Genomic DNA, 25,301 nt, shown 5'->3' with positions numbered 1-25,301 from the left:
ATAAGTTGTTATGAGAGATAAGCATATAGCTGTATTAATGGGGGGGGTCTCTTCTGAACGGTCTGTAAGTTTATCTTCAGGTACGGTTTGTGCTGATATTCTTGAAGCGCAGGGGTATCGTGTAAGCCGCGTGGATGTTGATAGTCATATTGCTTCTGTTCTTGAACAATTGCAGCCTGATATCGCTTTCAATGCATTGCATGGAGCATTTGGTGAGGACGGTCGTATACAGGGTGTTCTTGAATATTTAAAAATTCCTTATACCCATTCTGGGGTGATGGCATCAGCGCTGGCAATGGATAAGGGGCGTGCAAAAATTGTTGTTGCAAGTGTTGGTGTTTCTGTTGCTCCTTCTTATGTGATGAATCGTTTTGCTGTGGGGCGAAAACATCCTATGGAACCTCCTTATGTGATTAAGCCTGTGCGCGAAGGGTCGAGTTTTGGTGTTATGATTGTAAATGGAGATAAATCTGCACCGCCGCGTAGTGTTGTGGGAGCTGAGTGGGTTTATGCAGATGAGGTTATTGTTGAAAAATATATTCCTGGTCGCGAACTTACTTGTGCTGTTTTTGGAAATGAGGTGCTGGATGTCTGTGAAATTCTTCCCGATCAGCACTTTCAATTCTATGATTATGACTCGAAATATAAAGCTGGTGGCTCTCTTCACATTTGTCCTGCGCAACTTTCATCAAATATTTACCAAAAGGTGCAAAGAATGTCTTTAGCAGCACATCAGGCGATAGGTTGTCGAGGTGTTAGTCGTTCTGATTTTCGTTTTGATGAGGAAACTGGAGAATTGGTTTGGCTTGAAATTAATACACAGCCCGGTATGACATCAACGTCTCTTTTCCCTGATATTGCAAAAGCGAGTGGTCATACTTATGGCGATATCATTCAGTGGATGGTGGAGGACGCGTCGTGTATGCGTTGAATGTTAATAAAGCAAATGTTCCGATGGAGGTGCTGTTAGTGCCAGTTTTACCACGTCTTTATCGTCGCGTTCTTCGGTTTATGTTTGAGTTTATCTTTGTCAGTGTTCATGTTCCGCGCCATTTTGGTTCTTTTGCGGTTTTCTTGTTTTTCTTTATTACGATTCTTTATGGGCTTTTATCAAGTAATCATACGGGAATGATTATGAAGACTGTGGTATCAGATATTGGTTTTGAGGTCACCAATGTCGAAATAAGTGGTAATAAGCGCTTAGTAAAACAGGAGGTTTTGAAAGTTTTAGGGCTTGATGCTGCTCCATCCATATTCACTTTTGATGTTGATAGGGCACGTTCTCTTTTAGAGCAGCAGGCTTGGGTTCAATCGGCTAATATTCAGAAGATTTATCCCAATCTTGTACGTATTTCAGTTGTAGAGCGTAAACCGTATGCAATTTGGCAACATGATGGCATTATGGATATTATTGATGATACAGGGCGCATCATTGTGCCTCTTAAAGGAGGGATTGTTCGGGATTTGCCTCTTGTTGTTGGTCAGGGTGCTCAAACTGCTGCTAAAGTGTTTATTCAAGCGCTTTCGGCGTATCCACAGTTGTGCAGTTATGTTCGTGCTTATGTCCGTGTAGGTAATCGGCGTTGGGATCTTGTCTTGGATAATGGGGTGCGCGTTATGTTACCTGAAAATGACGCGCTTGAAAGACTTTCTTCTCTCATTAAGACAGGTACGGCGCAGGATCTTTTTTCTCGCGATATTTTAAGTGTTGATTTACGTCTTCCTGATCGAATTACAGTTTCCTTGTCAGATGAGGCGTTGGAACGTCGTAATGCTGCTGTAGCGGAAGAAGAACGCATTTTAAAAGCGCGAAAGGCAGGGAACCTATGATGTTATTAGGATCACATCATGTGGGGAGTCGTAAAACACGTTTTTTGACGGTTCTTGATGTCGGCTCAAGTAAGACTGTTTGTCTTATTGCTTGTTTGCGTCCTTTGAAGCATACACACTATTTACATGGTCGTACACATTCTATAGAAATTCTAGGCTTTGGAGTGCAACGCTCGCGCGGTATCAAATCCGGTATTGTGATGGATATGTTCTCAGCAGAGCAATCAATACGGTTGGCTGTTGATGCGGCAGAAAAAATGGCTGGTTTGGTGGTGGATTCGGTGATTGTGAACTTTTCCTCAAGCCGATTACAAAGTGCTCTTATCAATGGCATGGTACGTTTGAATGGTCGTGAAGTAACTAGGCGTGATGTGCGTATGGCATTTGCAGATATTTCGCGCAAAGTTTTTGATACTGAGCGTCATGTTGTGCATTCAGTTCCAGTTTCCTATGTATTGGACGGTGATAAAGGAATTTTTGATCCTGTCGGAATGACAGGGGAGTTATTTGGTGTGGATGTGCATGTTGTAACAGCGGAAATAGCGTCTTTGCGCAATTTAGAAACTTGCATTAATCGTGCGCATTTAAGTGTCGAAGCAATGGTTGTAACCCCCTTTGCTAGTGGTCTTGCTGTTTTGATGAATGATGAGGCGCATTTAGGAGCAGCATGTATTGATTTTGGTGGTGGAACAACGACGTTTTCGGTGTTTTTTGAGGGGAAGTTTGTTCATGCGGATGCACTTGCTGTTGGTGGACATCATGTAACTCTTGATGTTGCGCGTGGATTCTCTATGTCTATTACAGAGGCGGAACGTCTAAAGGTTGTCTATGGTTCAGCACTTCTAACAAGTGCTGATGAGCGGCATATGATTAATGTGGCTGAGATTGGGAGTGAGCATCGTGAAATCCAATATCCTCGTGCTGTTCTTGGTCGTATCATTCGTGCACGTGTTGAAGAAATTTTAGAGATGGTACGTGATTGTTTAAATCGTTCTGGTTTTGGTCACATTATTGGTAAACGTGTTATTTTGACTGGGGGAGCAAGCCAGTTAACAGGATTGCCAGAAATGGCACGTACTATATTGGGAAGAAATGTTCGTATAGGGCGGCCTTTAGGTATTTCGAGGCTTCCTTCTCTTGCAAAAGGGGCGGCGTTTACATCTGCTGTTGGGTTGTTAATTTATCCGCAATTAGTGGGTTTTGAAGAAAAAACAATGCAGACTGCAGTGAATCATTTATCGATGGGCACGCGTGGGTATTTTCAGCGTGTTGGTCAGTGGTTGCGTGAGAGTTTTTAAGTAAGTTTATATAGGAAGTTAAATTTCATCGCTTTGGCTTGCGATGTCTTATGAGAAGGAAAAGGAAATGACGATTAATCTGCATCGGCCAGATATCGCGGAACTGAAGCCACGCATTACCGTTTTTGGTGTTGGCGGTGGTGGTGGGAATGCCGTGAATAATATGATTAATGCTGGTCTTCAGGGAGTTGATTTTGTTGTTGCTAATACGGATGCACAGGCTTTGGCTATGTCAAAGGCTGAACGTGTCATCCAGCTTGGTACAGCAGTTACGGAAGGTTTAGGTGCTGGCGCTTTGCCAGAAGTTGGACAAGCGGCTGCTGATGAATGCATTGATGAAATTATCGATCATCTGGCAGATTCCCATATGGTTTTCATTACTGCCGGTATGGGTGGGGGTACCGGAACTGGAGCAGCGCCCGTTGTGGCTCGTGCAGCACGTGAAAAGGGTATTTTGACCGTTGGTGTTGTGACAAAGCCATTTCAGTTTGAAGGAGCTCGCCGTATGAAGACGGCAGAGGCTGGTATTGAAGAATTACAAAAGTCTGTTGATACATTGATTGTTATCCCCAATCAGAATCTTTTCCGTATTGCAGATGAAAAGACAACGTTTGCTGATGCTTTTGCTATGGCTGATCAAGTGCTTTATTCTGGTGTTGCTTCTATTACGGATTTGATGATTAAAGAGGGGTTGATTAACCTTGATTTTGCTGATGTTCGTTCTGTTATGCACGAAATGGGTCGAGCGATGATGGGAACTGGTGAGGCATCTGGTGATGGTCGTGCCTTGGCCGCTGCCGAAGCCGCGATTGCAAATCCATTGTTGGATGATACTTCTATGCGCGGTGCTCGTGGCTTGCTCATTTCTATTACTGGGGGTCGGGATATGACTTTATTTGAAGTAGACGAAGCTGCTAACCGTATTCGCGAAGAGGTTGATGCTGATGCGAATGTTATCTTTGGAGCCATTGATGATGAGTCTCTAGAAGGTGTCATTCGTGTTTCCGTGGTTGCAACAGGTATTGATCGTGAGGTTAGTGATGTGGTTCAGCCCTCTCATTCTCAACTTCAGAGATCTGCACCTTCAATTCGTAAGAGTGATCCTGGAATGCCGCAAACTTCTTTTCATGTTCAGCCATCTCCCTTGCGTTCTGAGTCGATGGTAGAAGTGATAGAAGCACTTGAAATAGAAAAAGGAAAGTCGGCTGGGGAACAGTTTCGTCCTAAAAGTCAAATCTTTGCACAGCCTGCAGATACAGTTAGTACACGAAGTGCAAATACTGTTCCTTATGGATCAAGTGCTGTACATGGGCAGATGTTAAATGCGCCACGTATGCAGGCTAGCCGTGGTTCTCAGCATTCTATGACTGCGCCAGTGAGCATGGAAGCGACGGCGCATGTTCTTGATGAGATGACAGGGATTATGAAGCAAAAAGAGAAGCAAGTACAACAAAAGCAAGTGCAACAGATGCAAGCGCGTTCACCTATGCGCATGCCTGAGTTAAAGGATTTTCCCTCTGTTGCTCATGCTCAACGTGAGAGGTTACCTATAGCTACAACCAACCAAGGGCCTCGTAATCTTTGGCAGCGTTTGAAACAAAGTTTGACACATCGTGAAGAAGTTCAGCCAGAAGCTCGCTTGGAGCCTGCTGTGAGATCTTCTCAACAGCAAGAAGCTCATGTTTATAATAAAAGTTCTCATGGGCTTTCTCAAGATGCTTCTGTTTATGTTCCGCGTCGTTCTGGTGAGTTACACCCCCATGTACCACAAGATCAGCGTAATTTTATAAGCGAAGAAGATCAGTTGGAAATACCAGCGTTTTTGCGTCGTCAGGCAAATTAATTAGCATAAAACGAGGAAGGAGAAAAATTTTAGCACCTCTTCTATGATAGGTAAACGATTTATACAGTGAAATATATTGTGCTTTTTGGGGAAAGTACTCTGTTTTTTATAAACCCGCTTATTATAAGCGGGTTTATTATTTAGTATTGATGTGATTTTATGGTTTTGTTGATATTTCTAAAATACGTAAAACAATCTATGAAGTGATGTTATGAAATTGATGCCAAAATATCAGTCTACTCTTAAAAAGGCAGTGACGTTTAAGGGCTATGGTGTTCATACTGGTTGTTTGTCTGTGGTAAAGGTTTGTCCAGCTGATGTTGGCTGTGGCATTATTTTTAAGCGTTGTGGATTAGACGGAACAGAGAAAATACTTCAAGCGCATGCATCGCAAACAGGAGCGACTGAATTATCAACAGTGCTTGGACATGGAGAAATGAGGGTTGAAACGATTGAACATTTAATGGCTGCGATCGCCGCCTATAATTTGGATAATCTTGTTATTGAAGTGTCGAGTAATGAGATACCTATTTTGGATGGTTCTTCATGGCAGTATTGTCAAGCTTTTGAAGAAGTTGGCATTGTACAACAGAACGCATTGCGTTCCTATTTCATTATAAAAAAGCCTCTGCGGATTGAAGTAGCCAGCGGCGTTGCGGAGTTTTTGCCGTTTGATGGACGTCGTTTTGATATAACGATATCTTTTCCTTCTTCTGCTATTGGCAAACAACACTTAAGTTTTGACCTTACCACAAAGCGGTTTCAAGATGATTTGTCACGTGCACGCACTTTTGGTTTTGTCAAAGACGTGGAAAAGTTATGGGTTTCTGGAAAGGGGATAGGTGCTTCTTTGGAAAATTCTCTCATTATCGGTTTTGATGACAAAATCATGAATCCGGATGGCCCTTATTGGAAGAATGAATGTGTTCGACACAAAATGCTTGATGCAATTGGTGATACCGCTTTGCTTGGAGCGCCTTTTATTGGATTATTTCGTTCTTATCGTAGTGGGCATAGAATTAATTCGCAATTGGTGAAAGCTGTTTTGGCAGACAAATCATGTTATGAAGAAGCTTATTTATAGATAGAGTGAAAGAAAATTGAAAAGATTTTCTTGTAGTTTGCTTGATTTTAAGGGGATGATTGGTCTAGGCTACTAAATTGGTTGGTGGATTTTAAAGCGATATGATATAAAAATTTTCAATAAATAGTTTTTGCTACAGTATGACATTCTCTGGAGACCGGAAAATATGACAAAATCCCGTGTATGTATTAGAAATATGGTATATAGGAAATCTAACGTTGTATGTAAGGTATTGGGTATGGTGCTTTTGGGGAGCACTTGTATGTTAGCGGGTTGTTTATTTAAAGAGAAAAATACCCTTGATCCATCTGCATATGTTTTAAAAATGGATCCGCCAGATGTTTTATATAATCAGGCACTTGCTAGCCTTAATAGTGGGCGACTCGGAGAAGCATCGAAAAAGTTTTTCGCGCTTGAAAGGCAGTATGCTTATACCGAGTGGGGTCGTAAATCTTTAGTGATGGGTGCTTTTACAAATTATCGACTCGCAAAATATGATGAAGCAATTAGCATGGCTCAGCACTACATTACTCTTTATCCAGAGGCAAATGATGCGGCTTATGCTTATTATATTATTGGTCTTTCTTCTTTCCATCGGATTCCTGATGTTACACGTGATCAACGCGATACGAAACGTGCTATTGCTGCTATGCAGCTTCTCATAGAACGTTATCCAAACTCTAAGTATGTTAAGGATGCTAAAGCTAAAATACATTTTGCGCGAGAGCAGTTAGCTGGTAAAGAAATGCAGGTTGGTCGTTATTATGAAGAAGGTCGGCGGTATCTTGCTGCGAGTAGAAGGTTTCGTACGGTGGTTGAAGAGTACTCTGATACAAATCAAATTGAAGAAGCACTTTTCCGCTTAACAGAGGTTAATCTTGCTCTTGGTTTAACTATGGAAGCGCAGACAGCAGCAGCTGTTTTAGGACTTCATTATCCCAAAAGCGAGTGGTATAAATTTTCTTACAACTTATTGCAAAAGCATGGCATATTGCCCCAAGAGCATAAATCTTCTTGGATTTCACATGCCTTAAGTGGTGGTAAGAATAATGTGCGTTGATTCTATATGCTGATACAGCTTTCGATTCATAATATTGTTCTGATCGAAACGCTCGATATTCATTTTACAGCAGGATTGTCGGTTTTGACTGGTGAAACGGGCGCCGGGAAATCTATTTTACTTGACGCTTTGTCGCTAGCTCTTGGTGGGCGTGGAGATGCTTCGCTTGTACGTCATGGTGCAATGCAAGGACAAGTGATAGCTGTTTTTGATGTGCCTATTTCACATCCTGCACGTCAAATTATCCGTGAAAGTGGCTTTGATGATACAGGCGATATTATTTTACGACGTGTGCAATCAAGCGATGGTCGCAGTCGCGTTTTTATCAACGATCATGCGGCTAGTGTTGCATTGATGCGCAACATTGGTCGTACGTTGGTTGAAATCCACGGACAACATGATGATCGTGCGCTTGTTGATGTTGCTACGCATCGTCAATTATTAGATGCTTTTGGTGAGCTTGAAGGTGAAACGGAAAATTTGCGTCGATGCTATCAGATATGGCGTGCTCTTGAAGAGCGTTTGCGACAACAGCGTATCAAAGCAGAAGATGCAATACGTGAAGCTGATTATCTTCGTGCGTGTGTGGAAGAGCTTGATAAGCATAATTTTCAGGTTGGTGAAGAAGAATCATTATCTCTTCGTCGTGTAGATATGCTGAAGTTAGAAAAGATAGCGACGGATATTAAGGAGGCTGATGGTCTTTTAAATGGTCCCAAATCTCCAATACCTGTTCTTTCCAATCTAGTGAGACGTTTGGAGCGGAAAGTTTCTGAGGCGCAAACACTGATTATGCCTGTGGTAAAATCAATTGATGAGGCATTGCATGCACTTGCCACAGCACAAGATGGTATCGAAGCTGCAATGCAGGCGTTAGATTTTGATACTGGTGAATTGGAGCAGGTAGAAGGGCGTCTTTTTACTCTTCGGGGAATTGCTCGTAAATACAATGTCTCTGCGGATGAATTAGCTCAGCTACGTGATAAAATGGACGCTAAACTTGCTGATTTTGAGGAGGCTCAGGTTACATTAACGCATTTTGAAGAAGAGACGCGGGCAGCCAAAAAAAACTATGATACATTGGCGCAATTGTTGTCAATAAAGCGTCGAGAAACAGCCAATCGTTTGTCTGAAAGCGTTATGGCTGAGCTACCTGCGTTGAAATTAGAAAAGGCAGAGTTTATCGTTGAAATGCAAAGTGATACTGAAAAGCGTACTGCAGAAGGAATAGATCGTATTGAATACTGGGTTCGAACAAATCCTGGAACACGTGCTGGACCAATGCTAAGCGTTGCTTCTGGTGGTGAACTGTCTCGTTTTTTATTGGCATTAAAGGTTGTTTTGTCTGATCGAGGATCAGCTCCTACATTGATCTTTGATGAAATTGATACGGGGGTTGGTGGAGCTGTTGCTGCGGCCATTGGGCAAAGATTGCAGCATTTATCAGAAAGTGTTCAGGTTTTTGCTATTACACATGCGCCACAGGTAGCATCGAAAGCGCACAGTCATTTTCTTATTTCAAAGGTTGAAAGTGATGATAAAGGCCGCTTCGTTACGGGTATTCATAAAATGGAAGAGCATGAGCGTGCAGAAGAAATTGCTCGCATGTTGGCAGGAGAACAGATTACTGAAGAGGCGCGTGCAGCTGCCCAAAAGCTTCTCGCATAAAGATAATTTGTAAGCAATAAAAATACTGGAAAGAATGTGTTCAGCGGATTCTATTCGTGACACAAGAGTTGAGATTTTTATGCTCATAGTCCATAATTTGGAATAGATTTTATGAACAAGGATGGAATTAAAAATTTAACTGCCCTTGAAGCAGAAAGTGAATTAGAGTGGTTGGCAAAAGAAATTGCACGTCATAATGTGCTTTATAATAATAACGATCAGCCTGAAATTTCTGATGCGGAATATGATGCTCTTTGTCGTCGTAATGCAGAGATTGAGGCTTTATTTCCAGAGTTAATTCGTTCAGATTCTCCTTCACATAAAATTGGAGCACCGGTTTCTGAAAAATTTGAAAAAGTTGTTTATGCTCAGCCAATGCTTTCGCTCGATAATGCATTTAGTGCCGAAGATATCAGTGACTTTGTTGAGCGTATTCGTCGTTTTTTACGTCTTTCAGAAACACAAGTTTTAGAAATAACAGCTGAGCCAAAAATCGATGGTTTATCTTTATCTTTACGCTATGAAAAAGGAAAGCTTGTGCGCGCTGCAACGCGTGGTGATGGACATGTGGGTGAAGATGTAACTGCGAATGCACGAACAATTTCTGATATTCCGCAAATTTTGCAAGGTAATTTTCCCAATATTATTGAGGTTCGCGGTGAAGTTTATATGAGGCGGGAAGACTTCCAAGCGCTTAATGTAGGTCAACAGGAGAAGGGGAAATTAGCTTTTGCTAATCCTAGAAATGCGGCAGCTGGTTCTTTACGTCAGCTTGATTCACGTATAACGGCTAACAGAAAGCTTCAGTTTTTTGCTTATGCTTGTGGTGAGGTGAGTGAAACACTTGCAGAAAGTCAAATGGGGATGATGCAAAAGTTTCAAAAATATGGATTCATTATTAATCCATTAACAAAAGTTTTTAAGACAGTAGAAGAGATTATTTCCTATTATCATGATATTGAAGAGCGCCGTCATTCCTTAAGCTATGATATTGATGGGATTGTTTATAAAGTTAATGATTTGATGTTACAAACGCGTTTGGGATCTGCATCTCGCTCGCCGCGTTGGGCAATTGCGCATAAATTTCCAGCAGAAAAAGCGACGACTCTTTTGGAAGATATTGATATTCAAGTTGGTAGAACTGGGGCATTAACTCCTGTTGCGCGTCTTGCACCTGTTACTGTTGGTGGTGTGGTGATTACGAATGCGAGTTTGCATAATGAAGATTATATTAAAGGAATTGGTCATAAAGGTGAGCCAATTCGTGAAGGGCGTGATATCCGTGTAGGAGATACAGTGATTGTGCAGCGCGCTGGCGATGTTATTCCTCAAGTTGTTGATATTATTGCTGAAAAGCGTCCAAAAGACACTACTGCTTTTGTTTTTCCTCATCTTTGTCCTGCTTGTGGAAGCCATGCTGTTCGTGACAAGGGAGAAGCTGTACGTCGGTGCACAGGCGGACTTATTTGTCCAGCACAAGCGATTGAGCGTATTCGTCATTTTGTCTCACGCAATGCTTTTGATATTGAGGGTCTTGGTAAGAAGCAAGTGGAATTCTTCTTTCATGTTCAAGATGAGACGCTTTGTATTCATACACCAGCCGATATCTTCACTTTACAACAACGCCAAGAAAACTCTCTGACACGTTTAGAAAATATGGAAGGTTTTGGTACTGTTTCAGTACGTAAACTTTATGATGCCATTAACGCTTGCCGAAAAATTTCTTTAAGCCGTTTTTTATTTGCACTGGGCATTCGCCATGTTGGAGAAGTTAATGCACGGCGTCTTGCACGTGCTTATCAAAATTATACGGCTTTTGAGACTGCGGCTATGGCAGCCACTATGCCATGCGATAAGATGGGCGAAGAGGGCAATGAGGCCTGGAGAGATCTCACTAATATCGAAGGGATTGGACAACATGTAGGTACAGCAATTGTTGACTTTTATCAAGAAACGCATAACCGTGAGGTTTTATCTGCTTTGCTTGAGGAAGTAACACCTCTTGATGAAGAATCGTTGATGACATTTTCTTCGCCAATAGCAGGAAAAATAATTGTTTTTACAGGAACTTTAGAACACATGTCACGCGATGAAGCAAAAGCATTTGCGGAGCGATTAGGCGCTAAGACATCAGGTTCTATTTCTAAAAAAACGGATCTTCTTGTTGCAGGATTGGGAGCAGGATCAAAATTGGTTAAGGCACAAGAGTTAGGTGTTGAGGTTATGAATGAAAAAATGTGGTTACAATTAATTAAGGGACATTATGTTTAGGCTTTTCTTCTTCAAGAGGGATGAAGGATAGGCTAAAAACTGTTGTTCATACCATATGAAGCTTAGGTATAATTTTTGCCGTGTGTTGTAAATAAAATATCGGTAAACTCTTTTTTAGATTATTATAATCTGACTTTTAAGTTTTTAAATGCAATTTGATTTCTCGATAAGGAATGTCTTTGTATTCTTTGATCGTTCAAATGCACATTTTTCTTTTTAAAGGAGGAGATAGTGTTTTGTAAAAAGATGCTGCACGCTAATTTATTTAAATCGGCATTGTCGCTTCTTTTATCCATTTTTTATCTTCTTCATTTAAATAAGGTGCGTTAACGCGATAAACGTGAGTGTGGTAGTCATTGAGCCATTGCCGTTCTTGCAGTGTCAAAAGCTCTGGTAGGATTAATCGTCGATCAATGGGACAATTTGTGAGTGTTTCAAACGATAGCATTTCTATATCGCCACCGTTAATTTTTTGTGCTGGTTTTACAACCATCAAATTTTCAATACGAATACCAAAAGCACCTTCACGGTAATACCCAGGTTCATTAGAAACAATCATTCCAGGGATTAGTTCTTGGCTTCCACGACTTGAAAGATTTTGCGGTCCTTCATGAACAGAAAGATAAGATCCAACGCCATGACCAGTGCCATGAGCATAATTAAAACCAGCTTTCCACAATGCAATGCGTGCTAGAACATCAATATCTTGTCCGCGTGTGCCTCTTGGAAATCGTGCAGTTGAAAGAGTAATCATGCCTTTGAGAACAAGAGTAAAACAGCGCTTTTCTTCTTCTCTAATGTTTCCAATTGCCACTGTGCGCGTAACATCTGTGGTGCCATCACGATATTGTCCACCTGAATCAACGAGATAAAGTTCACCAGCATTTAGTTGTTTATTTGTTTTGGTTGTTACGCGGTAATGAATAATGGCACCATTTGCACCGGCTCCTGAGATTGTATCAAATGATAGATCTTCAAGTTTTTCACCCATTTCATTTGCTGTCATTATACGAAATTCTTCTAACTTTTTGGCAGAAGAAATTTCATCCTGTGTGCCTGGTGTTTGTTTATCTAGCCACGAAAAGAAACGAGTCAGTGCTACACCATCGCGCAGATGAGCTTTGCGTGCACCGTCTAATTCTGTGGCATTTTTAATGGCACGTGGCAGGGAAGCGGGATCAGAGAGCGAGATGAAAGAGCGGCCTTCTTCTTCAATAACCATGCGTAATTTTTCGCATGTTAGCTGTGGATCTAAGGCAAAAGTTGTTCCTTTTTGAGCATAATCTTTGACTTTTGAAATTAGTTGCTTTGGTTCATGCAACTTTACATAATTTTCCAGATATTGTTTCTGTTCTACACCAAGTTTTTTGCTATCAATGAATAAGGCTGGTGTTTCTTTGACGGGAATGAGAGCAAAACAAAGGGAAAAAGGTGTATTGGAGACGTCATTGCCACGTATATTGAATGTCCATGCAATGGAGGAGGGATCTGTAAAAATAAAAACATCTACGTTGGCTTGTTGTATATTTTTTCGGATTAACGTGAGCTTTTCATCAGCATTGCATCCCGCATATTTGAGAGGATGAATTAATAAGGAAGATTGTGGCAATTGTGGTTGATCATGCCAGATAAGATCAATGAGATTGGATCGAGTTGCGACAAGTTTCCCACCTGCTTCAAATTCTAATGCTTTTTTTAATGCATCTGTGGCAGTAATGGTGTGAAGCCATGGATCAAAGCCAATAGAAAGTTTTTGCTTATTTTGTGCCAACCATTGTGGTAGTGGACAAGATACTAAATCTTCATAATCAAAAATACGAGGATCGGTTTGTTGGCGAACTTGGAGTTTATAGCGTCCATCTGTAAATATGATGGCTTTATTCTTTAAAATGAGTGCGATACCAGATGATCCAGTAAAGCCAGTAAGCCAGCTAAGACGTTGAGCATGTGGAGGAACATATTCTCCTTGATGTTCATCTGCACGTGGGACAAGAAAGCCATCTAACCCAAGACGATCAAGTTCTTTACGAAGAGAGGAAATGCGTTCTGCAGCACAGGCCGGATTTGTTGTCGCTTCAAACGATTGATACATAACAATGCCTTTTTTGTTATTTTAAATGTATAGTAACCCATCCTTGACGATGGTATGTTTCAATATGTTTTAAGCCCTGTTTTACATAAGTTTCTAAAACATGGGTATGCTGTTCTTCAAGAATGCCAGATAATATAAGTGATCCACTTTTTTGAAGTGCCTGTACCATTTCTTGCGCAAGCTCAATTAGAGGATTGGCAAGGATATTTGCAACGATGAGATCAAAGGGCGCACGTGATGCAATTTTATCATGGCTGAAACCCGTTGCTGTGACAGCTGTAATATATTCCTTTACGCCATTGAGTGCAATATTGTGTTGTGCAACTTGAATAGCAACTGGATCAATATCGGACGCGAGTACAGAAACAGGTTTGAGCATTGCGATGCCAATGGCTAATACTCCGGTTCCTGTACCAAGATCAAGGACATTTTGTGGATTTCCATTTTGCATTACTTTGGAAATCATTTCTAAACAACCGGCTGTTGTTCCGTGATGTCCGGTACCAAAAGCTTGATTAGCTTCAATTTCAATAGGAAGAACATTAGGTGGAATATCGTTTCGGTTGTGGCTCCCATGTAAAAAAAAGGGACCAGCACGCACAGGTGTTAGTCCTTCAAGGCTTTGTTTTACCCAATCAATATTGGGTAAAATTTCATGGTTAATTTTTTCAGGATCTATAGAAAGGATGCGTGCAAAACATTTGGAAGCATTCTTTTGGTTTTCTTTATCTACATAAAGTGAAAGCTCATATACGGCATTTTTTTCATCTATCTCTACAAGGGCAAGAGGATACCCTTCTTCATCAAAGGCTGTTTCCATAAGAGTATAAAGCCGTTCTGCTTCGCTTTTGAAAGCAGCGTAATACAGACGAATTTGCTGCGGCATTTTGTTCTTTCTTTTATCGGCTTTTAATTTATTTCGAGACGAGTTTTTTTAGTCGTTTAATGGCGATCTCATCTTTTAATTCACTGTTGCTTTCTGTCGTGTCATAAGGAATAATGCCAGCTAGCTTTCCACCTTTTTTTAGTAAAAAAACTGCTGCTGTGTGGTTATAAGTGTAGTTTTCACCTGTTCCAGGCACTTTTTCAGCAACGATGTTAAAAGAATCTACCATTTTATGAACTTTTTCAGGATCTCCGCTGATACCAATAATTTTATGAGTAAAATTGCTCAGATATTCATGGAGCACTTCTGGTGTATCACGTTCAGGATCAACAGTAACAAACCACACCCCTAATTTATCAGCCTTTGGGCCAAGCGCTGTCAGCCATCGATCAAGATTGATTAATGTAGTAGGGCACGTCTCAGGACACATGGTGAAGCCAAAGAAAAGCACTGAAGGCTTGCTTCGAATATCAGCTTCTGTAATGGTTTCTCCATTGGAATCAGTGAGTGTAAAATCACCCCCTAAAGGCTTATTTATTAACGCATCGTAAATAAAAATGCCCGCAAGAAATATGATTGTTAGTCCTAAGATGCGTATCACATTTTTCATAGTTTAACTCTTTTAAATATACAGAAAAATTATAACACTGGCCGGTTAACTTTGCAATCTCTGTTTCATGATTGATTTTGTTTACCTGTTGGTATGTTTTTTCACGTTATTTATGGAAAAACAATTGGTGAAAGATGAATGGATACTGAAAAAGATCTTAGATTCCATGAGGGTGAACCTCGTATTAATACGACAGCACGGTTGCATGGTTGTAAATTAGGACGCTATGTGGAAATCAATGAGCGGGTGGTTTTGCGTGATGTAACAATTGGGGATTTTTCTTATTTTGAGCGTAACAGTGAAGCTATTTATAGCGATATTGGTCGTTTTTGTTCTATTGCATCTCATGTATGTGTGAATGCACTAGAGCATCCTATGGAACGCATTTCGACGCATAAAATAACTTATCGCCCTAACGAATATTTTCGTTATATGCCGTTAGATAGTTCTTTTCGCGAAAAGCGTTGTGCAAAACGTGTTGTTGTTGGACATGATGTATGGATTGGACATGGTGCTATTATTATGCCTGGGGTGACAATTGGGCATGGTGCTATCATTGGTGCTAATGCTGTTATAACGAAAGATGTTTTACCTTATACGGTTGTTGCTGGTGTTCCTGCAAAGCAGTTGCGGATGCGCTTTTCTGATAATGTAATCCAGATACTTTTGGATATGGCTTGGTGGAATTGGCCGCTTGATAAAATTTATAACGCATTGCCTGATATGCAAAACCTTCCAATTGAGATTTTTATTCACAAATGGAAATAATATTCAAAATAAAATGAAAAAATGACTTCTCGTTTGGAAAGATGATTTCGTTATGCTTATGTTAAGCTTTTCTTACAAAGTTGTCGAGTACACGCTTTTCTCCAGCTTTTTCAAACACAATGGTTAATTTATGGTCGTCTATTGCTGTGATATGGCCATAACCGAACTTTATATGAAAAACTTGATCATTGATTGAAAAGTCTGAGAGTGCTTCAGAGACTGATTTGGCGATAACTTTTCCTTCAATGTTCTTTTGTGTATGCTTCTGTCTTGGTGTTGCATAGTCATTATAAAAGGGATTGTGATGTTGAAAGGGAGATTTTCCATAACCACCATAAGATGTTCCCATTTCTACAAGTTCTATGTGTTCTTCTGGTAATTCATCCAAAAAACGGGAAGGAAGTGCAGTTTGCCAAAGCCCATGAACTTTTCGATTGGATACAAACCATATATGCAAATGCTTTTTTGCTCTTGTTAGCCCTACATAAGCTAGTCTGCGTTCTTCTTCCAATCCTAAATGGCCGCCTTCATCCAATGAGCGCTGATGGGGGAAAAGTCCTTCTTCCCAACCAGGAAGAAAAACTGTTTCAAATTCAAGCCCTTTGGCGGAATGAAGAGTCATAATGTTGACTGCATCAGTATTATCATTGTTTTCAGCATCCATAACCAATGCAACATGCTCTAAAAAGCTGTGCAGACTTTCAAACTGTTCCATAGAGCGGATCATTTCTTTGAGATTTTCTAGCCGTGTTGGTGCTTCTGGTGAGCGATCTTCTAGCCACATAGCTGTATAACCTGATTCATCAAGGATTATTTCGGCAAGTTCTCTATGGGGTGTGCATTGCAGCATATTTTGCCAGCGACGAAAGTTTTCAATAGTATTTCGCAAAGCACTGCGTGCTTTGGGTTTTAGTTCGTCCGTTTCAATTATTGCCGCTGCAGCAGAAAAGAGAGAAATAGAACGTGCACGTGCACTCTCATAAAGGATGCGTAAGCTTACATTCCCCAAGCCGCGTTTAGGTGTATTGATAATGCGTTCAAAGGCTAAGTCATCTGCTGGTTGAACAACAACGCGCAGATAAGCCATGGCATCACGTATTTCCATTCGTTCATAAAAGCGTGGACCACCAATAACACGGTAGTTTAAGCCAAGGGTTACAAAGCGATCTTCAAATTCACGCATCTGAAATGATGCACGCACCAATATAGCCATATGATTTAATGAATGACCAGCTTGTTGTGCGCGTTCAATTTCTTCTCCAATTGCACGAGCCTCTTCTTGCGAATCCCATATTGCATGAACTTTTACTTTTTCTTCTTCGGTATTTATTTGATCAGAAAAAAGTGCTTTTCCAAGTCTTCCTTGGTTATGGGAAATAAGATGAGAAGCGGTTTTGAGAATGTGTGATGTTGAGCGATAATTACGTTCTAAACGAATAATCTTTGCAGGAGGAAAATCTTTTTCAAAACGCAGTATATTATCGACTTTAGCGCCACGCCACCCGTAAATAGATTGGTCATCATCACCAACACAACAAAGATTGACGTGTTGTCCTTTAGATTGTTGTGCCAAAAGGCGAAGCCAAAGATACTGTGCGGTATTTGTATCTTGATATTCATCCACAAGAATATAGCGGAATTTAAAATGATATTCGCAAAGAATATCTGGATTATGTTGAAAGATAGAGATAGGATGAAGCAGAAGATCGCCGAAATCACAAGCATTAAGGCTTTTTAATCTATCCTGATAGTTGCGGTAAAGTTTGCGTCCCCTACCGTTACCAAAGGAATGGGCATCACTTTCTGAAATGTGTTCTGGTGAAAGTCCTTGATTTTTCCAAGAATCAATCATCATCGCAAGATGACGTGCTGACCAACGTTTATCGTCTAATCCTTCAATTTGAATAAGTTGTTTTAAAAGGGTAATAACATCATCGCTATCAAGAATTGTGAAGTTACTTTTTAAATCAACAAGTTCTGCGTGGCGGCGCAAAATCTTCGCTCCGGTGGAATGAAAAGTTCCAAGCCAAGGCATGCCTTCAATAATTGTACCAATGAGCTCACCAATACGCATTTTCATTTCGCGCGCTGCTTTATTGGTAAAAGTTACAGCGAGTATCTGCTTAGGAGAGGCGAGCCCAGAGTGCAAAATATGAGAAATGCGGGTAGTCAGAACGCGCGTTTTTCCAGTACCAGCGCCCGCAAGAACTAAGAGAGGTCCTTCCGTATTCATTACAGCTTGTTGTTGTTCTGGATTGAGATTTTCTAAATAATCGGCATCATTTGAAATCATATCGCATTTTTCTTTTGTTATTATAATGCAGGTGTTTATTGTCACGCTTATGAGAATGGAGCATCTTCTTTGAAGAATATTATGTGATTGGAAAAATTACTCATTGTACCTTTTGGTAGTCTTTTTTTCATTTTAGCGCTAGGTTTAAAAAACTTTTCTTAAAATATCACAAACGCTCAGTTGAACAAAGAGATAGAGATAGTAAAAATAAAAACGATATTAAAGGCGTTTGGTGAGAACGCTCTGAAGTGCATAAACGCGTAATGAAGCCGAAAGATTCACTTGTTGTGGCCTTTTGCTATCAATATCAGTGATAATAAAGGCTAAAGATTGTCCTTTTTTGCGTGCTATGGCTTTAAGAATATCTAGAAATGGTTGTTCTAAAGATACGCTTGTTGCATGTCCATCAATTCGAACGGATATTTTTCGCGGAATTACTTTTGACCAATCGATAAAATTATTTTCGTGCATTTTCTCTACTCTTATTCGTCGTACCATAAACGGTTTTGATCAAGAAATTTTTGCGCTTTTAAAGATTTTTTTTTCTCAAAAAGTTTTTCAGCTTTTGTTCGTCCAAAACGATGGCGATTCTCCATTGCATGAACAGCTTTTTCTGTGCGCTTTTTTTGTTTTCGAAATTGGCGAAGGTTAATCGGTTCAGTCATGAGAAAATTTATTTATTTTTTTCGAAAAGAATCTAATGAGACAACATCAGCACTTTGTTTGCTATCACTGTTTGAAGGTTCCTCATTTCCATGTGTATTGAGATTTTGTTCTTTTGTGAGCCTATTTTCTTCTTTTTGTTTTTCCGATAGAATAATAGGTGTGGATGAAATATTTTCTGAACTTTTACTTTCTCCAGAGGTAAGGTTTGAGGGCAGATCAAATGCCGCTTCAAATGCTGCTACAGGGTCATAAAATACTTGGATAGAAGTGAACGGAATTACTAATTTTTCGGTAATTTCTCTGAAAGAGAGTGTTACTTCAAAGGCGGTTTCTGAGACACTTAAATCTCTGAACTGATGTTGTAGTACGATTGTCATTTGCTCCGGATAACGACTTTTGAGCCGAGGAGATATTTTCACGCCTAGAGCATTTGTCAAAAAAGTGATAAAAAAATGGTGGTTTCCTGGAAGACCTGCTTTAGCAACTTCCGATAAAACTTTACGGATAACCCCACGAAGCGCATCTTGAACGAGAATATCGTAACGGATTTGATCTTGAAGCATTGAAGTTTATTCCTTTTATTTCACGTGGCAGATGAGCATGAGTAATATTGTGCAATGGAATGCATTTTTAAGCTAGCAATATTTTGTCTACTATGCACCTAATAACCGAAAAAGAATATAAAATTTTATGACAAATAATGTCTGAAAGATCAATCAATAACATTTATAAAAGTGAAGGCTTCTGTTGCCAGGTGCCTTCGAACCCCGCTTAAACCTGCGACGGCTTAAGGCTTAATTTGAAACATTCACACTACATTAAGCAGCGAGACGTGCTTCCGCATAGTTGTCATTTGCAACTACTCATTTAGCCCGATAACGGTGGTACAATGCCGAGTAAAAGAGCAATCTTTACACTCTTGTCGATCCTATTTCGCCCCCACCAAAATATAATCTTTTATTATATTTTGGTGGAGGCGCCGGGTACCGCCCCCGGGTCCAATAAGCTTATTTCATTGTCCATTTATTACCATAGCTGGCAAGCCAGCACTTTAAATATAGATGAAGAACAGTCTTTAGAAAAGGGGGGGGTTGTTAATATTTTAAATCCTCTAGTTATTTATGAAACTATATGATGCGATTGTAAAGTACAGTCGCTAATTCTTGGAGAGGAAATGGTGCAAAATGACAAATTATCTAGCAGATATTAAATTATATGACCCAAATCCCGATGAAGCTGCAATAGAGCGGCTTAGCCATCGTTTAGCTTTGGTGATGAAGAAGCAGGATGCATCGCTTGTTGCTACATCTGATCCAGAAGAGTTAGAACGCGTTGAAAAATGGATTCAAGATGTGTTAGGAGCTGATGAGAAGAGTGCTAAAATAGCTGTTTCAAATGTCGCAGATATAATGTCTGGAGATCGCAGAAAAAGTCGTATAACTTTTTATTATTTGGTAGCTAAAGAATTAAATGCACTTCAGAAAATTTAAACGATATTAAAATTAAATTTTTATGCAAGAATGATATAAAAGCCCAATAAATTGGGCTTTTTCGTTTTGTGTAGGAAGTTAATGGATTTCATCGTCTTGGAGATATCCTCCTTTATTCATATTCGGTACAAAGAGGAGCGCAATGAATGCGATAATCGTTACACCAGTTATGTAAAAGTAAAAGATAGATTCATGTCCAATTTTTTTTAATCCAAGTGCTACGTATTCAGCAGAGCCACCAAATAATGCATTGCCGATGGCGTGAGAGAGACCAACTCCCAGTGCCCGTACTGATGCAGGGAACATTGCTGATTTTACGATACCAGAGATGGATGTATACATACTCATAATACAAAGCATTCCAATAATGGTTGATAGGGCAACCCATGCACTTTGTGTGTTTCCAATTATGATAAGCCCAGGCAATGTAAAGATAGAAGAGAGTATACTCCAAATGATGAGTAAAGTTTTTGTCCCAATTTTATCAGCTAGGATACCACATACGGGTTGGAGCAGTATAAAAATAAAAAGTGCAACAGTCATTATCGTTGTAGCAGTGTGTTTATCAAATCCAGTTGTTGTGACCAGATATTTTTGCATATAAGTTGTACAGGTGTAAAATGTGAGAGATCCTCCAGATGCAAAGCAAGCAATCACAAAAAAGGCCTTTATGTGTTTGGTGAGAAGTTCTTTAAGACTACCATTATCCTGTTTAGAACGGCTTTCTTTAGTAGTTGTTTCATGGAGTGAGCGACGGAGATAAATCGTAACCACTGCTCCGAAGCCACCAATTACAAAAGGGATACGCCATCCCCATGACTTTAACTGATCTTCTGTGAGATAAGATGCCAGAATAAATATAATAAAACTGGCTAAAAGTTGACCTGTAATAAGTGTAGCAGATTGGAAAGAAGCAGAGAGCCCACGATAATTTTTAAGGGAAACTTCGCTCATATAAGTTGCTGCTGTACCATATTCACCGCCTGCTGAAAGTCCTTGCATTATTCGAACTAAAAGTAGAAGAAATGCTGCTGTTATGCCCAAAGTTTTATAGGTGGGAAGTATGGCGATGAGAAAAGAGCCACCACACATCATAAAAATAGAAATAAGCATTGAACGTTTACGCCCATAACGGTCAGCAATAAATCCGAAAAGCCATGCTCCAATAGGGCGCATAAGAAAGCCAATAAAAAAGATTCCTGCAGTTTTTAATAGTTGAGTAACAACATCATCATCTTCGGGAAAGAATTGTGATGCAAAATAAATTGACGTAAAGGAGTAGACATAAAAATCATACCATTCTACTAGATTTCCAGATGCACTGTATATGATAGAAAAAATACGTTTTCTTGTATCATTTGGTGCTAAAGTTGTTTTGCTTTTCATTAAGTGCCTCCTTTTACATTTATAGTTTATTTTTTGATTAAAGTTGTTTATAATTTGTGTCATAAAAATTCAATTGTATATGTAAATTTTTATGAACTCTATTAAGACGGTTTAATTTGATTATATATTTGCACCTGTTGAGGCATTTATTCTTGTAGTAAGCTAGAAAATCGTAATATTCATAGGAACGTTATTTTAATTTTCATTGTTGATAATAAGGAAGCTATATTTTTCTTAATTATATTGTGCTTTTGTGTTTTTCTTAAAGAGAGAAAGTTTAGTAGTTAAGAAAACCTTTGCTTTTTGTTATTGCATTATAATTTTAGCTAAACATCAAGATATATAAAATATAATACTTTCCAGTTTATGTAATTTTTTGTTTTGTAAAAAGAAGTAATTTCCAATATAGGTTGTTCATTATTGATAAAACTTCTTTTTTCGACTTTGGTAAAAACTGGATGCTTGTTACAATAAATCAAATGTTTTTTTTGATCTGTAAGTGTGCTGCATTCAGTGGAAGAAGAAAATAACATATTTTTAATGATACGAAGCGATTTACTTTTCATAGCTAATCTTACAGAAGCAAATATTGCTTCTTTACGGTGTTGGGAATAGGGCATGAAAGTTTGTAAATGTTAAATTCCCATATAACAAAAAGTTAATGAATATCATCTCTTTGAAGATATCCTACTTTTTGAACGTTTGGCATCAGGACAATTGCGATGAATGCAATGATCATCATGCCAACTATGTAAAAATGGAATACAGATTCATATCCCATTTTTTTAAATTGAAGGGCTACAGATTCAGCAGAACCACCAAATAATGCATTGGCAATAGCATGAGCTAGTCCAATTGCTGTTGCTCGTATTGAAGCAGGGAAGAGTTCTGCCTTTACGATACCAGAGACGGATGTATAAAAACTCATAACACAAAGCATTCCAATAATGACTGATAGAGCAACCCATGTATTATTGGTGCTGCCAATTACTGTAAGTGCAGGAATTGTACAGATGATGGATAAGGCACTCCAAATAAGCATTGAATTTTTTATTCCAATTTTATCAGCTAGAGAACCAAATATGGGTTGGAATAATACGAAAATAAAAAGAGCAGCAGTCATCATAGTTGTCGCAGTATGTTTATCAAGTCCGGTTGTCGTGATCAGATATTTTTGCATATAAGTGGTATATGTATAAAATGTGAGTGACCCTCCAGCTGTAAAGGCCATAACTAAAAGGAAAATTTTTCTGTGGTTACATAAAAGTTCTTTAAGAATTCCAGTTTTTTGCTTAGAGCGGGCTTCTTGGGTAGTTGTTTCATGAAGTGAGCGACGGAGATAGATTGCAACAATTGCTCCTAGCCCACCAATTGCAAAAGGGATACGCCATCCCCATGCCTTTAATTGGTCTTCTGTCAGATATAATGCTAGGATGAAAATAACAAGACTGGCAAGAAGTTGACCACCAATGATTGTAGCATATTGAAAAGAGCTAAAGAAGCCACGACGATTTTTGAGAGCAACTTCACTCATATAGGTTGCTGTTGTACCATATTCACCACCGACTGAAAGCCCTTGAAGCATACGGAGCAAAAGTAGCAAAACTGCTGCTGTCATTCCAATGGTTTCGTAGGTAGGGAGTATAGCAATTAAGAAGGAACCACTGCACATCATAATAACAGAAATAAGCAGGGAGCGTTTTCGTCCGTAACGATCAGCAATAAATCCAAAGAGCCAACCACCGATTGGACGCATGAGAAAACCGATAAAAAAAACAGCGGAAGATTTTAAAAGCTCTAAAACAACGTCTCCATCTGAAGGGAAGAACTGTGATGAAAAATAGATAGATGTAAAAGCGTATGTGTAAAAATCATACCATTCTATCAGATTACCTGATGCACTTGATATGATAGAGAAAATACGTTTTTTTGTATCATGCGGCGCTAAAGGTGCTGAAGCTGCTTGATTTCCCATGAAAATATTCCTTCCCCTTTTTGTATATTTATTCCCTTGACGCTGTTTACAGTACTTTATTTATGCTAAAGGTTTGACTGTATTATGTGTGTTCTGAGATGTGTTTATAGTATTTTATCTTTCGCGTCAAAAGTCTAATTCTATAATGATAATTTTTGCGCAAGTTGTTTAAAGGAGAGAGTTTTAAATTGTATTTTATAAGTTTCTCAGTTTCACTTTATCTGTAGTCAATCAAGTTAGTTGTAGTGCTTATATGGCGACTAATATTGATTTTTGATCTTATAGTTTAATAATGATGTTGATTGTACAAATTGAGTTGATGTGAGGATACGATCTATTTTGGATATCGGATATGGTTTGAATTATAGCTGTTTTCTTTTCTTACAGTGAAAATATTGCAAATTCTTTGATAAATACTAGAACAGTACATTAAACTGTTAGCATATTTTGTTCATTATTTTTTCAAGCTTGTATTATTATCAAATTTTAAATCAGATACTTTTTTTGATATTAAGTACGCTGAATTTATTAAAATAGAGCGTAATGCTTTATTAAATGAGATGAACAGCTCATTTTTTATAGCTGATATTGCGAGAGAGAATGACGTTATTTTATAATATTAAGAGTTTTGATATAAAATTTTGTAAATACTGTATTTATATAAATAATACAAAAAAGCTCAGTATTTTGAGCTTTTTTGTTAACTAAAAAGTTAATGAATATCGTCTCCTTGAAGATATCCCCCTTTTCGAGCATCTGGCATCAGGAAAATTGCGATGAATGCAATGATCATCATGCCAACTATATAAAAATGGAATACAGATTCATGTCCTATTTTTTTTAATTCGAGTGCTACAGATTCAGCAGAACCACCAAATAATGCATTGGCAATAGCATAAGATAATCCGACTCCCATTGCTCTTATTGAAGCAGGGAACATTTCTGCCTTTACGATACCAGAGACGGATGTATAAAAGCTCATAACACAAAGCATTCCAATAATGACCAATAGTGCAACCCATGTATTGTTAGTGCTGCCAATTACTTTAAGTGCAGGAATTGTGCAGATGATGGATAAGACACTCCAAATAAGCAATGAAGCTTTTGTTCCAATTTTATCAGCTAAAGAACCAAATATAGGTTGGACTAGCATGAAAACAAAGAGTGCAGCGGTCATTACAGTTGTGGCAGTGTGTTTGTCAAATCCAGTTGTCGTGATCAGATATTTTTGCATATAAGTGGTATATGTATAAAATGTGAGTGACCCTCCAGCTGTAAAGCCAATCACCAGAAGAAAAGTTTTTCCGTGATTGCATAAAAGTTCTTTAAGACTTCCAGCTTGTTTTTTAGAACGGCTTTCTTTGGTAGTTGTTTCATGAAGTGAGCGACGGAGATAGATTGCAACAATTGCTCCTAGCCCACCAATTGCAAAAGGGATACGCCATCCCCATGCCTTTAATTGGTCTTCTGTCAGATATAATGCTAACACGAACATAACGAGACTGGCGAGAAGCTGACCACCAATGAGTGTAGCATATTGAAAAGAGCTAAAGAAGCCACGACGATTTTTGAGAGCAACTTCACTCATATAGGTTGCTGTTGTACCGTATTCACCACCGACTGAAAGCCCTTGAAGCATACGGAGCAAAAGTAGCAAAACTGCTGCTGTCATTCCAATAGTTTCGTAGGTAGGGAGTATGGCAATTAAGAAGGAACCACTGCACATCATAACAATAGAAATAAGCAGGGAGCGCTTTCGTCCGTAACGATCAGCAATAAATCCAAAGAGCCAACCACCGATTGGACGCATGAGAAAACCGATAAAAAAAACAGCGGAAGATTTTAAAAGCTCTAAAACAACATCTCCATCTGAAGGGAAGAACTGTGATGCAAAATAGATGGATGTAAAAGCATATGCGTAAAAATCATACCATTCTACCAAATTACCTGATGCACTTGATATGATAGAGAAAACACGTTTTTTTGTATCATGCGGCGCTAAAGGTGCTGAAGCTGCTTCATTCTCCATAAATCTATCCCTTTGATTTTATGTTTGCATTTGTACATTGTTCTTGTATTTA

The 25,301-nt window shown here is 39.1% G+C and carries 20 protein-coding genes and 1 other RNA gene; 10 read left to right on the top strand and 11 right to left on the bottom strand.

Annotation, left to right across the window (positions count from 1 at the left end; translation table 11 throughout):
* Nucleotides 1-10: 10 nt before the first annotated feature.
* The 8 genes from V3564_RS04300 to ligA all read left to right on the top strand — a co-directional run bounded on the left by V3564_RS04300 (nucleotide 11) and on the right by ligA (nucleotide 11,054).
* The gene (locus V3564_RS04300) at nucleotides 11-931 is read left to right on the top strand and encodes a D-alanine--D-alanine ligase (protein ID WP_455480370.1); all 921 of its coding nucleotides are present in this window, start codon (nucleotides 11-13) and stop codon (nucleotides 929-931) included.
* A complete protein-coding gene (locus V3564_RS04295) occupies nucleotides 919-1,830 on the top strand; it encodes a cell division protein FtsQ/DivIB (protein ID WP_455481455.1) in 912 nt (303 codons plus the stop codon). The genes V3564_RS04300 and V3564_RS04295 overlap by 13 nt, the downstream gene beginning before the upstream one ends.
* Nucleotides 1,827-3,128 carry a cell division protein FtsA gene (gene ftsA / locus V3564_RS04290; protein ID WP_455480369.1) on the top strand — a complete coding sequence of 434 codons (1,302 nt, stop codon included), beginning with the start codon at nucleotides 1,827-1,829 and terminating at the stop codon, nucleotides 3,126-3,128. Before V3564_RS04295 ends, ftsA begins: the two co-directional genes overlap by 4 nt.
* A 67-nt stretch (nucleotides 3,129-3,195) precedes the next feature.
* Nucleotides 3,196-4,971 (top strand): cell division protein FtsZ, encoded by a 1,776-nt coding sequence (gene ftsZ, locus V3564_RS04285; protein WP_455480368.1) that lies wholly within the window; start codon nucleotides 3,196-3,198, stop codon nucleotides 4,969-4,971.
* 211 nt (nucleotides 4,972-5,182) lie between these two features.
* Entirely contained in the window at nucleotides 5,183-6,055 is an 873-nt protein-coding gene (gene lpxC, locus V3564_RS04280) for a UDP-3-O-acyl-N-acetylglucosamine deacetylase (protein WP_455480367.1), read from the top strand.
* Between the two features lie 166 nt (nucleotides 6,056-6,221).
* Complete coding sequence (locus tag V3564_RS04275; protein ID WP_455480366.1) at nucleotides 6,222-7,115, top strand: outer membrane protein assembly factor BamD; 894 nt, start codon at nucleotides 6,222-6,224, stop codon at nucleotides 7,113-7,115.
* Nucleotides 7,116-7,121: 6 nt separating this feature from the next.
* Nucleotides 7,122-8,783 (top strand): DNA repair protein RecN, encoded by a 1,662-nt coding sequence (recN, locus tag V3564_RS04270; RefSeq protein ID WP_455480365.1) that lies wholly within the window; start codon nucleotides 7,122-7,124, stop codon nucleotides 8,781-8,783.
* 111 nt (nucleotides 8,784-8,894) lie between these two features.
* Nucleotides 8,895-11,054, top strand: coding sequence for an NAD-dependent DNA ligase LigA (gene ligA, locus V3564_RS04265; protein WP_455480364.1), 2,160 nt, complete (start codon nucleotides 8,895-8,897; stop codon nucleotides 11,052-11,054).
* Nucleotides 11,055-11,319: 265 nt separating this feature from the next.
* Here the strand turns inward: ligA and V3564_RS04260 are convergent, their stop codons facing one another.
* The 3 genes from V3564_RS04260 to V3564_RS04250 are packed head-to-tail and all read right to left on the bottom strand — an operon-like array spanning nucleotide 11,320 to nucleotide 14,642.
* Nucleotides 11,320-13,146, bottom strand: a complete 1,827-nt coding sequence (locus V3564_RS04260; RefSeq protein WP_455480363.1) for an aminopeptidase P family protein — start codon at nucleotides 13,144-13,146, stop codon at nucleotides 11,320-11,322.
* A gap of 16 nt (nucleotides 13,147-13,162) precedes the next feature.
* Nucleotides 13,163-14,032, bottom strand: a complete 870-nt coding sequence (locus V3564_RS04255; protein WP_455480362.1) for a 50S ribosomal protein L11 methyltransferase — start codon at nucleotides 14,030-14,032, stop codon at nucleotides 13,163-13,165.
* A 28-nt stretch (nucleotides 14,033-14,060) separates the two neighbouring features.
* Nucleotides 14,061-14,642, bottom strand: a complete 582-nt coding sequence (locus V3564_RS04250) for an SCO family protein (RefSeq protein ID WP_455480361.1) — start codon at nucleotides 14,640-14,642, stop codon at nucleotides 14,061-14,063.
* Between the two features lie 138 nt (nucleotides 14,643-14,780).
* Between V3564_RS04250 and V3564_RS04245 the strand changes: the two genes are divergently transcribed.
* Nucleotides 14,781-15,410, top strand: coding sequence for a DapH/DapD/GlmU-related protein (locus V3564_RS04245; protein ID WP_455480360.1), 630 nt, complete (start codon nucleotides 14,781-14,783; stop codon nucleotides 15,408-15,410).
* A 61-nt stretch (nucleotides 15,411-15,471) separates the two neighbouring features.
* On the opposite strand, the gene V3564_RS04240 is transcribed toward V3564_RS04245, so the two are convergent.
* From V3564_RS04240 to ssrA, 5 genes are all read right to left on the bottom strand, one after another.
* Nucleotides 15,472-17,703, bottom strand: coding sequence for an ATP-dependent helicase (locus tag V3564_RS04240; RefSeq protein ID WP_455480359.1), 2,232 nt, complete (start codon nucleotides 17,701-17,703; stop codon nucleotides 15,472-15,474).
* Nucleotides 17,704-17,922: 219 nt separating this feature from the next.
* The gene (locus V3564_RS04235; RefSeq protein WP_455480358.1) at nucleotides 17,923-18,174 is read right to left on the bottom strand and encodes a ribbon-helix-helix domain-containing protein; all 252 of its coding nucleotides are present in this window, start codon (nucleotides 18,172-18,174) and stop codon (nucleotides 17,923-17,925) included.
* Nucleotides 18,175-18,185: 11 nt separating this feature from the next.
* Complete coding sequence (locus V3564_RS04230; protein ID WP_455480357.1) at nucleotides 18,186-18,368, bottom strand: DUF4169 family protein; 183 nt, start codon at nucleotides 18,366-18,368, stop codon at nucleotides 18,186-18,188.
* Between the two features lie 12 nt (nucleotides 18,369-18,380).
* On the bottom strand, nucleotides 18,381-18,932 hold the full coding sequence (locus V3564_RS04225; protein WP_455480356.1) for an SspB family protein: 552 nt from the start codon (nucleotides 18,930-18,932) through the stop codon (nucleotides 18,381-18,383).
* Between the two features lie 170 nt (nucleotides 18,933-19,102).
* Nucleotides 19,103-19,456, bottom strand: a transfer-messenger RNA (tmRNA) gene (ssrA, locus tag V3564_RS04220).
* Nucleotides 19,457-19,553: 97 nt separating this feature from the next.
* Between ssrA and V3564_RS04215 the strand changes: the two genes are divergently transcribed.
* On the top strand, nucleotides 19,554-19,859 hold the full coding sequence (locus tag V3564_RS04215; RefSeq protein ID WP_455480355.1) for a DUF2853 family protein: 306 nt from the start codon (nucleotides 19,554-19,556) through the stop codon (nucleotides 19,857-19,859).
* A 78-nt stretch (nucleotides 19,860-19,937) separates the two neighbouring features.
* Here V3564_RS04215 and V3564_RS04210 read toward each other — a convergent pair whose 3' ends face one another.
* From V3564_RS04210 to V3564_RS04200, 3 genes are all read right to left on the bottom strand, one after another.
* Nucleotides 19,938-21,245, bottom strand: a complete 1,308-nt coding sequence (locus V3564_RS04210) for an MFS family transporter (protein ID WP_455480354.1) — start codon at nucleotides 21,243-21,245, stop codon at nucleotides 19,938-19,940.
* A gap of 658 nt (nucleotides 21,246-21,903) precedes the next feature.
* Nucleotides 21,904-23,220 carry an MFS family transporter gene (locus V3564_RS04205; protein WP_455480353.1) on the bottom strand — a complete coding sequence of 439 codons (1,317 nt, stop codon included), beginning with the start codon at nucleotides 23,218-23,220 and terminating at the stop codon, nucleotides 21,904-21,906.
* A 712-nt stretch (nucleotides 23,221-23,932) separates the two neighbouring features.
* Nucleotides 23,933-25,249 carry an MFS family transporter gene (locus V3564_RS04200; protein WP_455480352.1) on the bottom strand — a complete coding sequence of 439 codons (1,317 nt, stop codon included), beginning with the start codon at nucleotides 25,247-25,249 and terminating at the stop codon, nucleotides 23,933-23,935.
* Nucleotides 25,250-25,301 lie beyond the last annotated feature (52 nt).

The sequence above is a fragment of the Bartonella sp. B12(2025) genome, from assembly GCF_053795135.1.
Note: the sequence above shows the minus strand (reverse complement) of the source record. Positions and strands in the feature narration are given on the sequence as shown.

Excerpts from the sequence above, each read along its gene's own strand:
- recN (WP_455480365.1), top strand. The coding sequence starts at position 7,122 with ATGCTGATACAGCTTTCGATTCATAATATTGTTCTGATCGAAACGCTC.
- V3564_RS04255 (WP_455480362.1), bottom strand. The coding sequence starts at position 14,032 with ATGCCGCAGCAAATTCGTCTGTATTACGCTGCTTTCAAAAGCGAAGCA.
- V3564_RS04205 (WP_455480353.1), bottom strand. The coding sequence starts at position 23,220 with ATGGGAAATCAAGCAGCTTCAGCACCTTTAGCGCCGCATGATACAAAA.
- ligA (WP_455480364.1), top strand. The coding sequence starts at position 8,895 with ATGAACAAGGATGGAATTAAAAATTTAACTGCCCTTGAAGCAGAAAGT.
- V3564_RS04245 (WP_455480360.1), top strand. The coding sequence starts at position 14,781 with ATGGATACTGAAAAAGATCTTAGATTCCATGAGGGTGAACCTCGTATT.
- V3564_RS04275 (WP_455480366.1), top strand. The coding sequence starts at position 6,222 with ATGACAAAATCCCGTGTATGTATTAGAAATATGGTATATAGGAAATCT.
- V3564_RS04240 (WP_455480359.1), bottom strand. The coding sequence starts at position 17,703 with ATGATTTCAAATGATGCCGATTATTTAGAAAATCTCAATCCAGAACAA.
- V3564_RS04235 (WP_455480358.1), bottom strand. The coding sequence starts at position 18,174 with ATGCACGAAAATAATTTTATCGATTGGTCAAAAGTAATTCCGCGAAAA.
- V3564_RS04230 (WP_455480357.1), bottom strand. The coding sequence starts at position 18,368 with ATGACTGAACCGATTAACCTTCGCCAATTTCGAAAACAAAAAAAGCGC.
- V3564_RS04210 (WP_455480354.1), bottom strand. The coding sequence starts at position 21,245 with ATGAAAAGCAAAACAACTTTAGCACCAAATGATACAAGAAAACGTATT.
- ftsA (WP_455480369.1), top strand. The coding sequence starts at position 1,827 with ATGATGTTATTAGGATCACATCATGTGGGGAGTCGTAAAACACGTTTT.
- V3564_RS04215 (WP_455480355.1), top strand. The coding sequence starts at position 19,554 with ATGACAAATTATCTAGCAGATATTAAATTATATGACCCAAATCCCGAT.
- ftsZ (WP_455480368.1), top strand. The coding sequence starts at position 3,196 with ATGACGATTAATCTGCATCGGCCAGATATCGCGGAACTGAAGCCACGC.
- V3564_RS04225 (WP_455480356.1), bottom strand. The coding sequence starts at position 18,932 with ATGCTTCAAGATCAAATCCGTTACGATATTCTCGTTCAAGATGCGCTT.
- V3564_RS04260 (WP_455480363.1), bottom strand. The coding sequence starts at position 13,146 with ATGTATCAATCGTTTGAAGCGACAACAAATCCGGCCTGTGCTGCAGAA.
- V3564_RS04200 (WP_455480352.1), bottom strand. The coding sequence starts at position 25,249 with ATGGAGAATGAAGCAGCTTCAGCACCTTTAGCGCCGCATGATACAAAA.
- V3564_RS04250 (WP_455480361.1), bottom strand. The coding sequence starts at position 14,642 with ATGAAAAATGTGATACGCATCTTAGGACTAACAATCATATTTCTTGCG.
- V3564_RS04300 (WP_455480370.1), top strand. The coding sequence starts at position 11 with ATGAGAGATAAGCATATAGCTGTATTAATGGGGGGGGTCTCTTCTGAA.
- lpxC (WP_455480367.1), top strand. The coding sequence starts at position 5,183 with ATGAAATTGATGCCAAAATATCAGTCTACTCTTAAAAAGGCAGTGACG.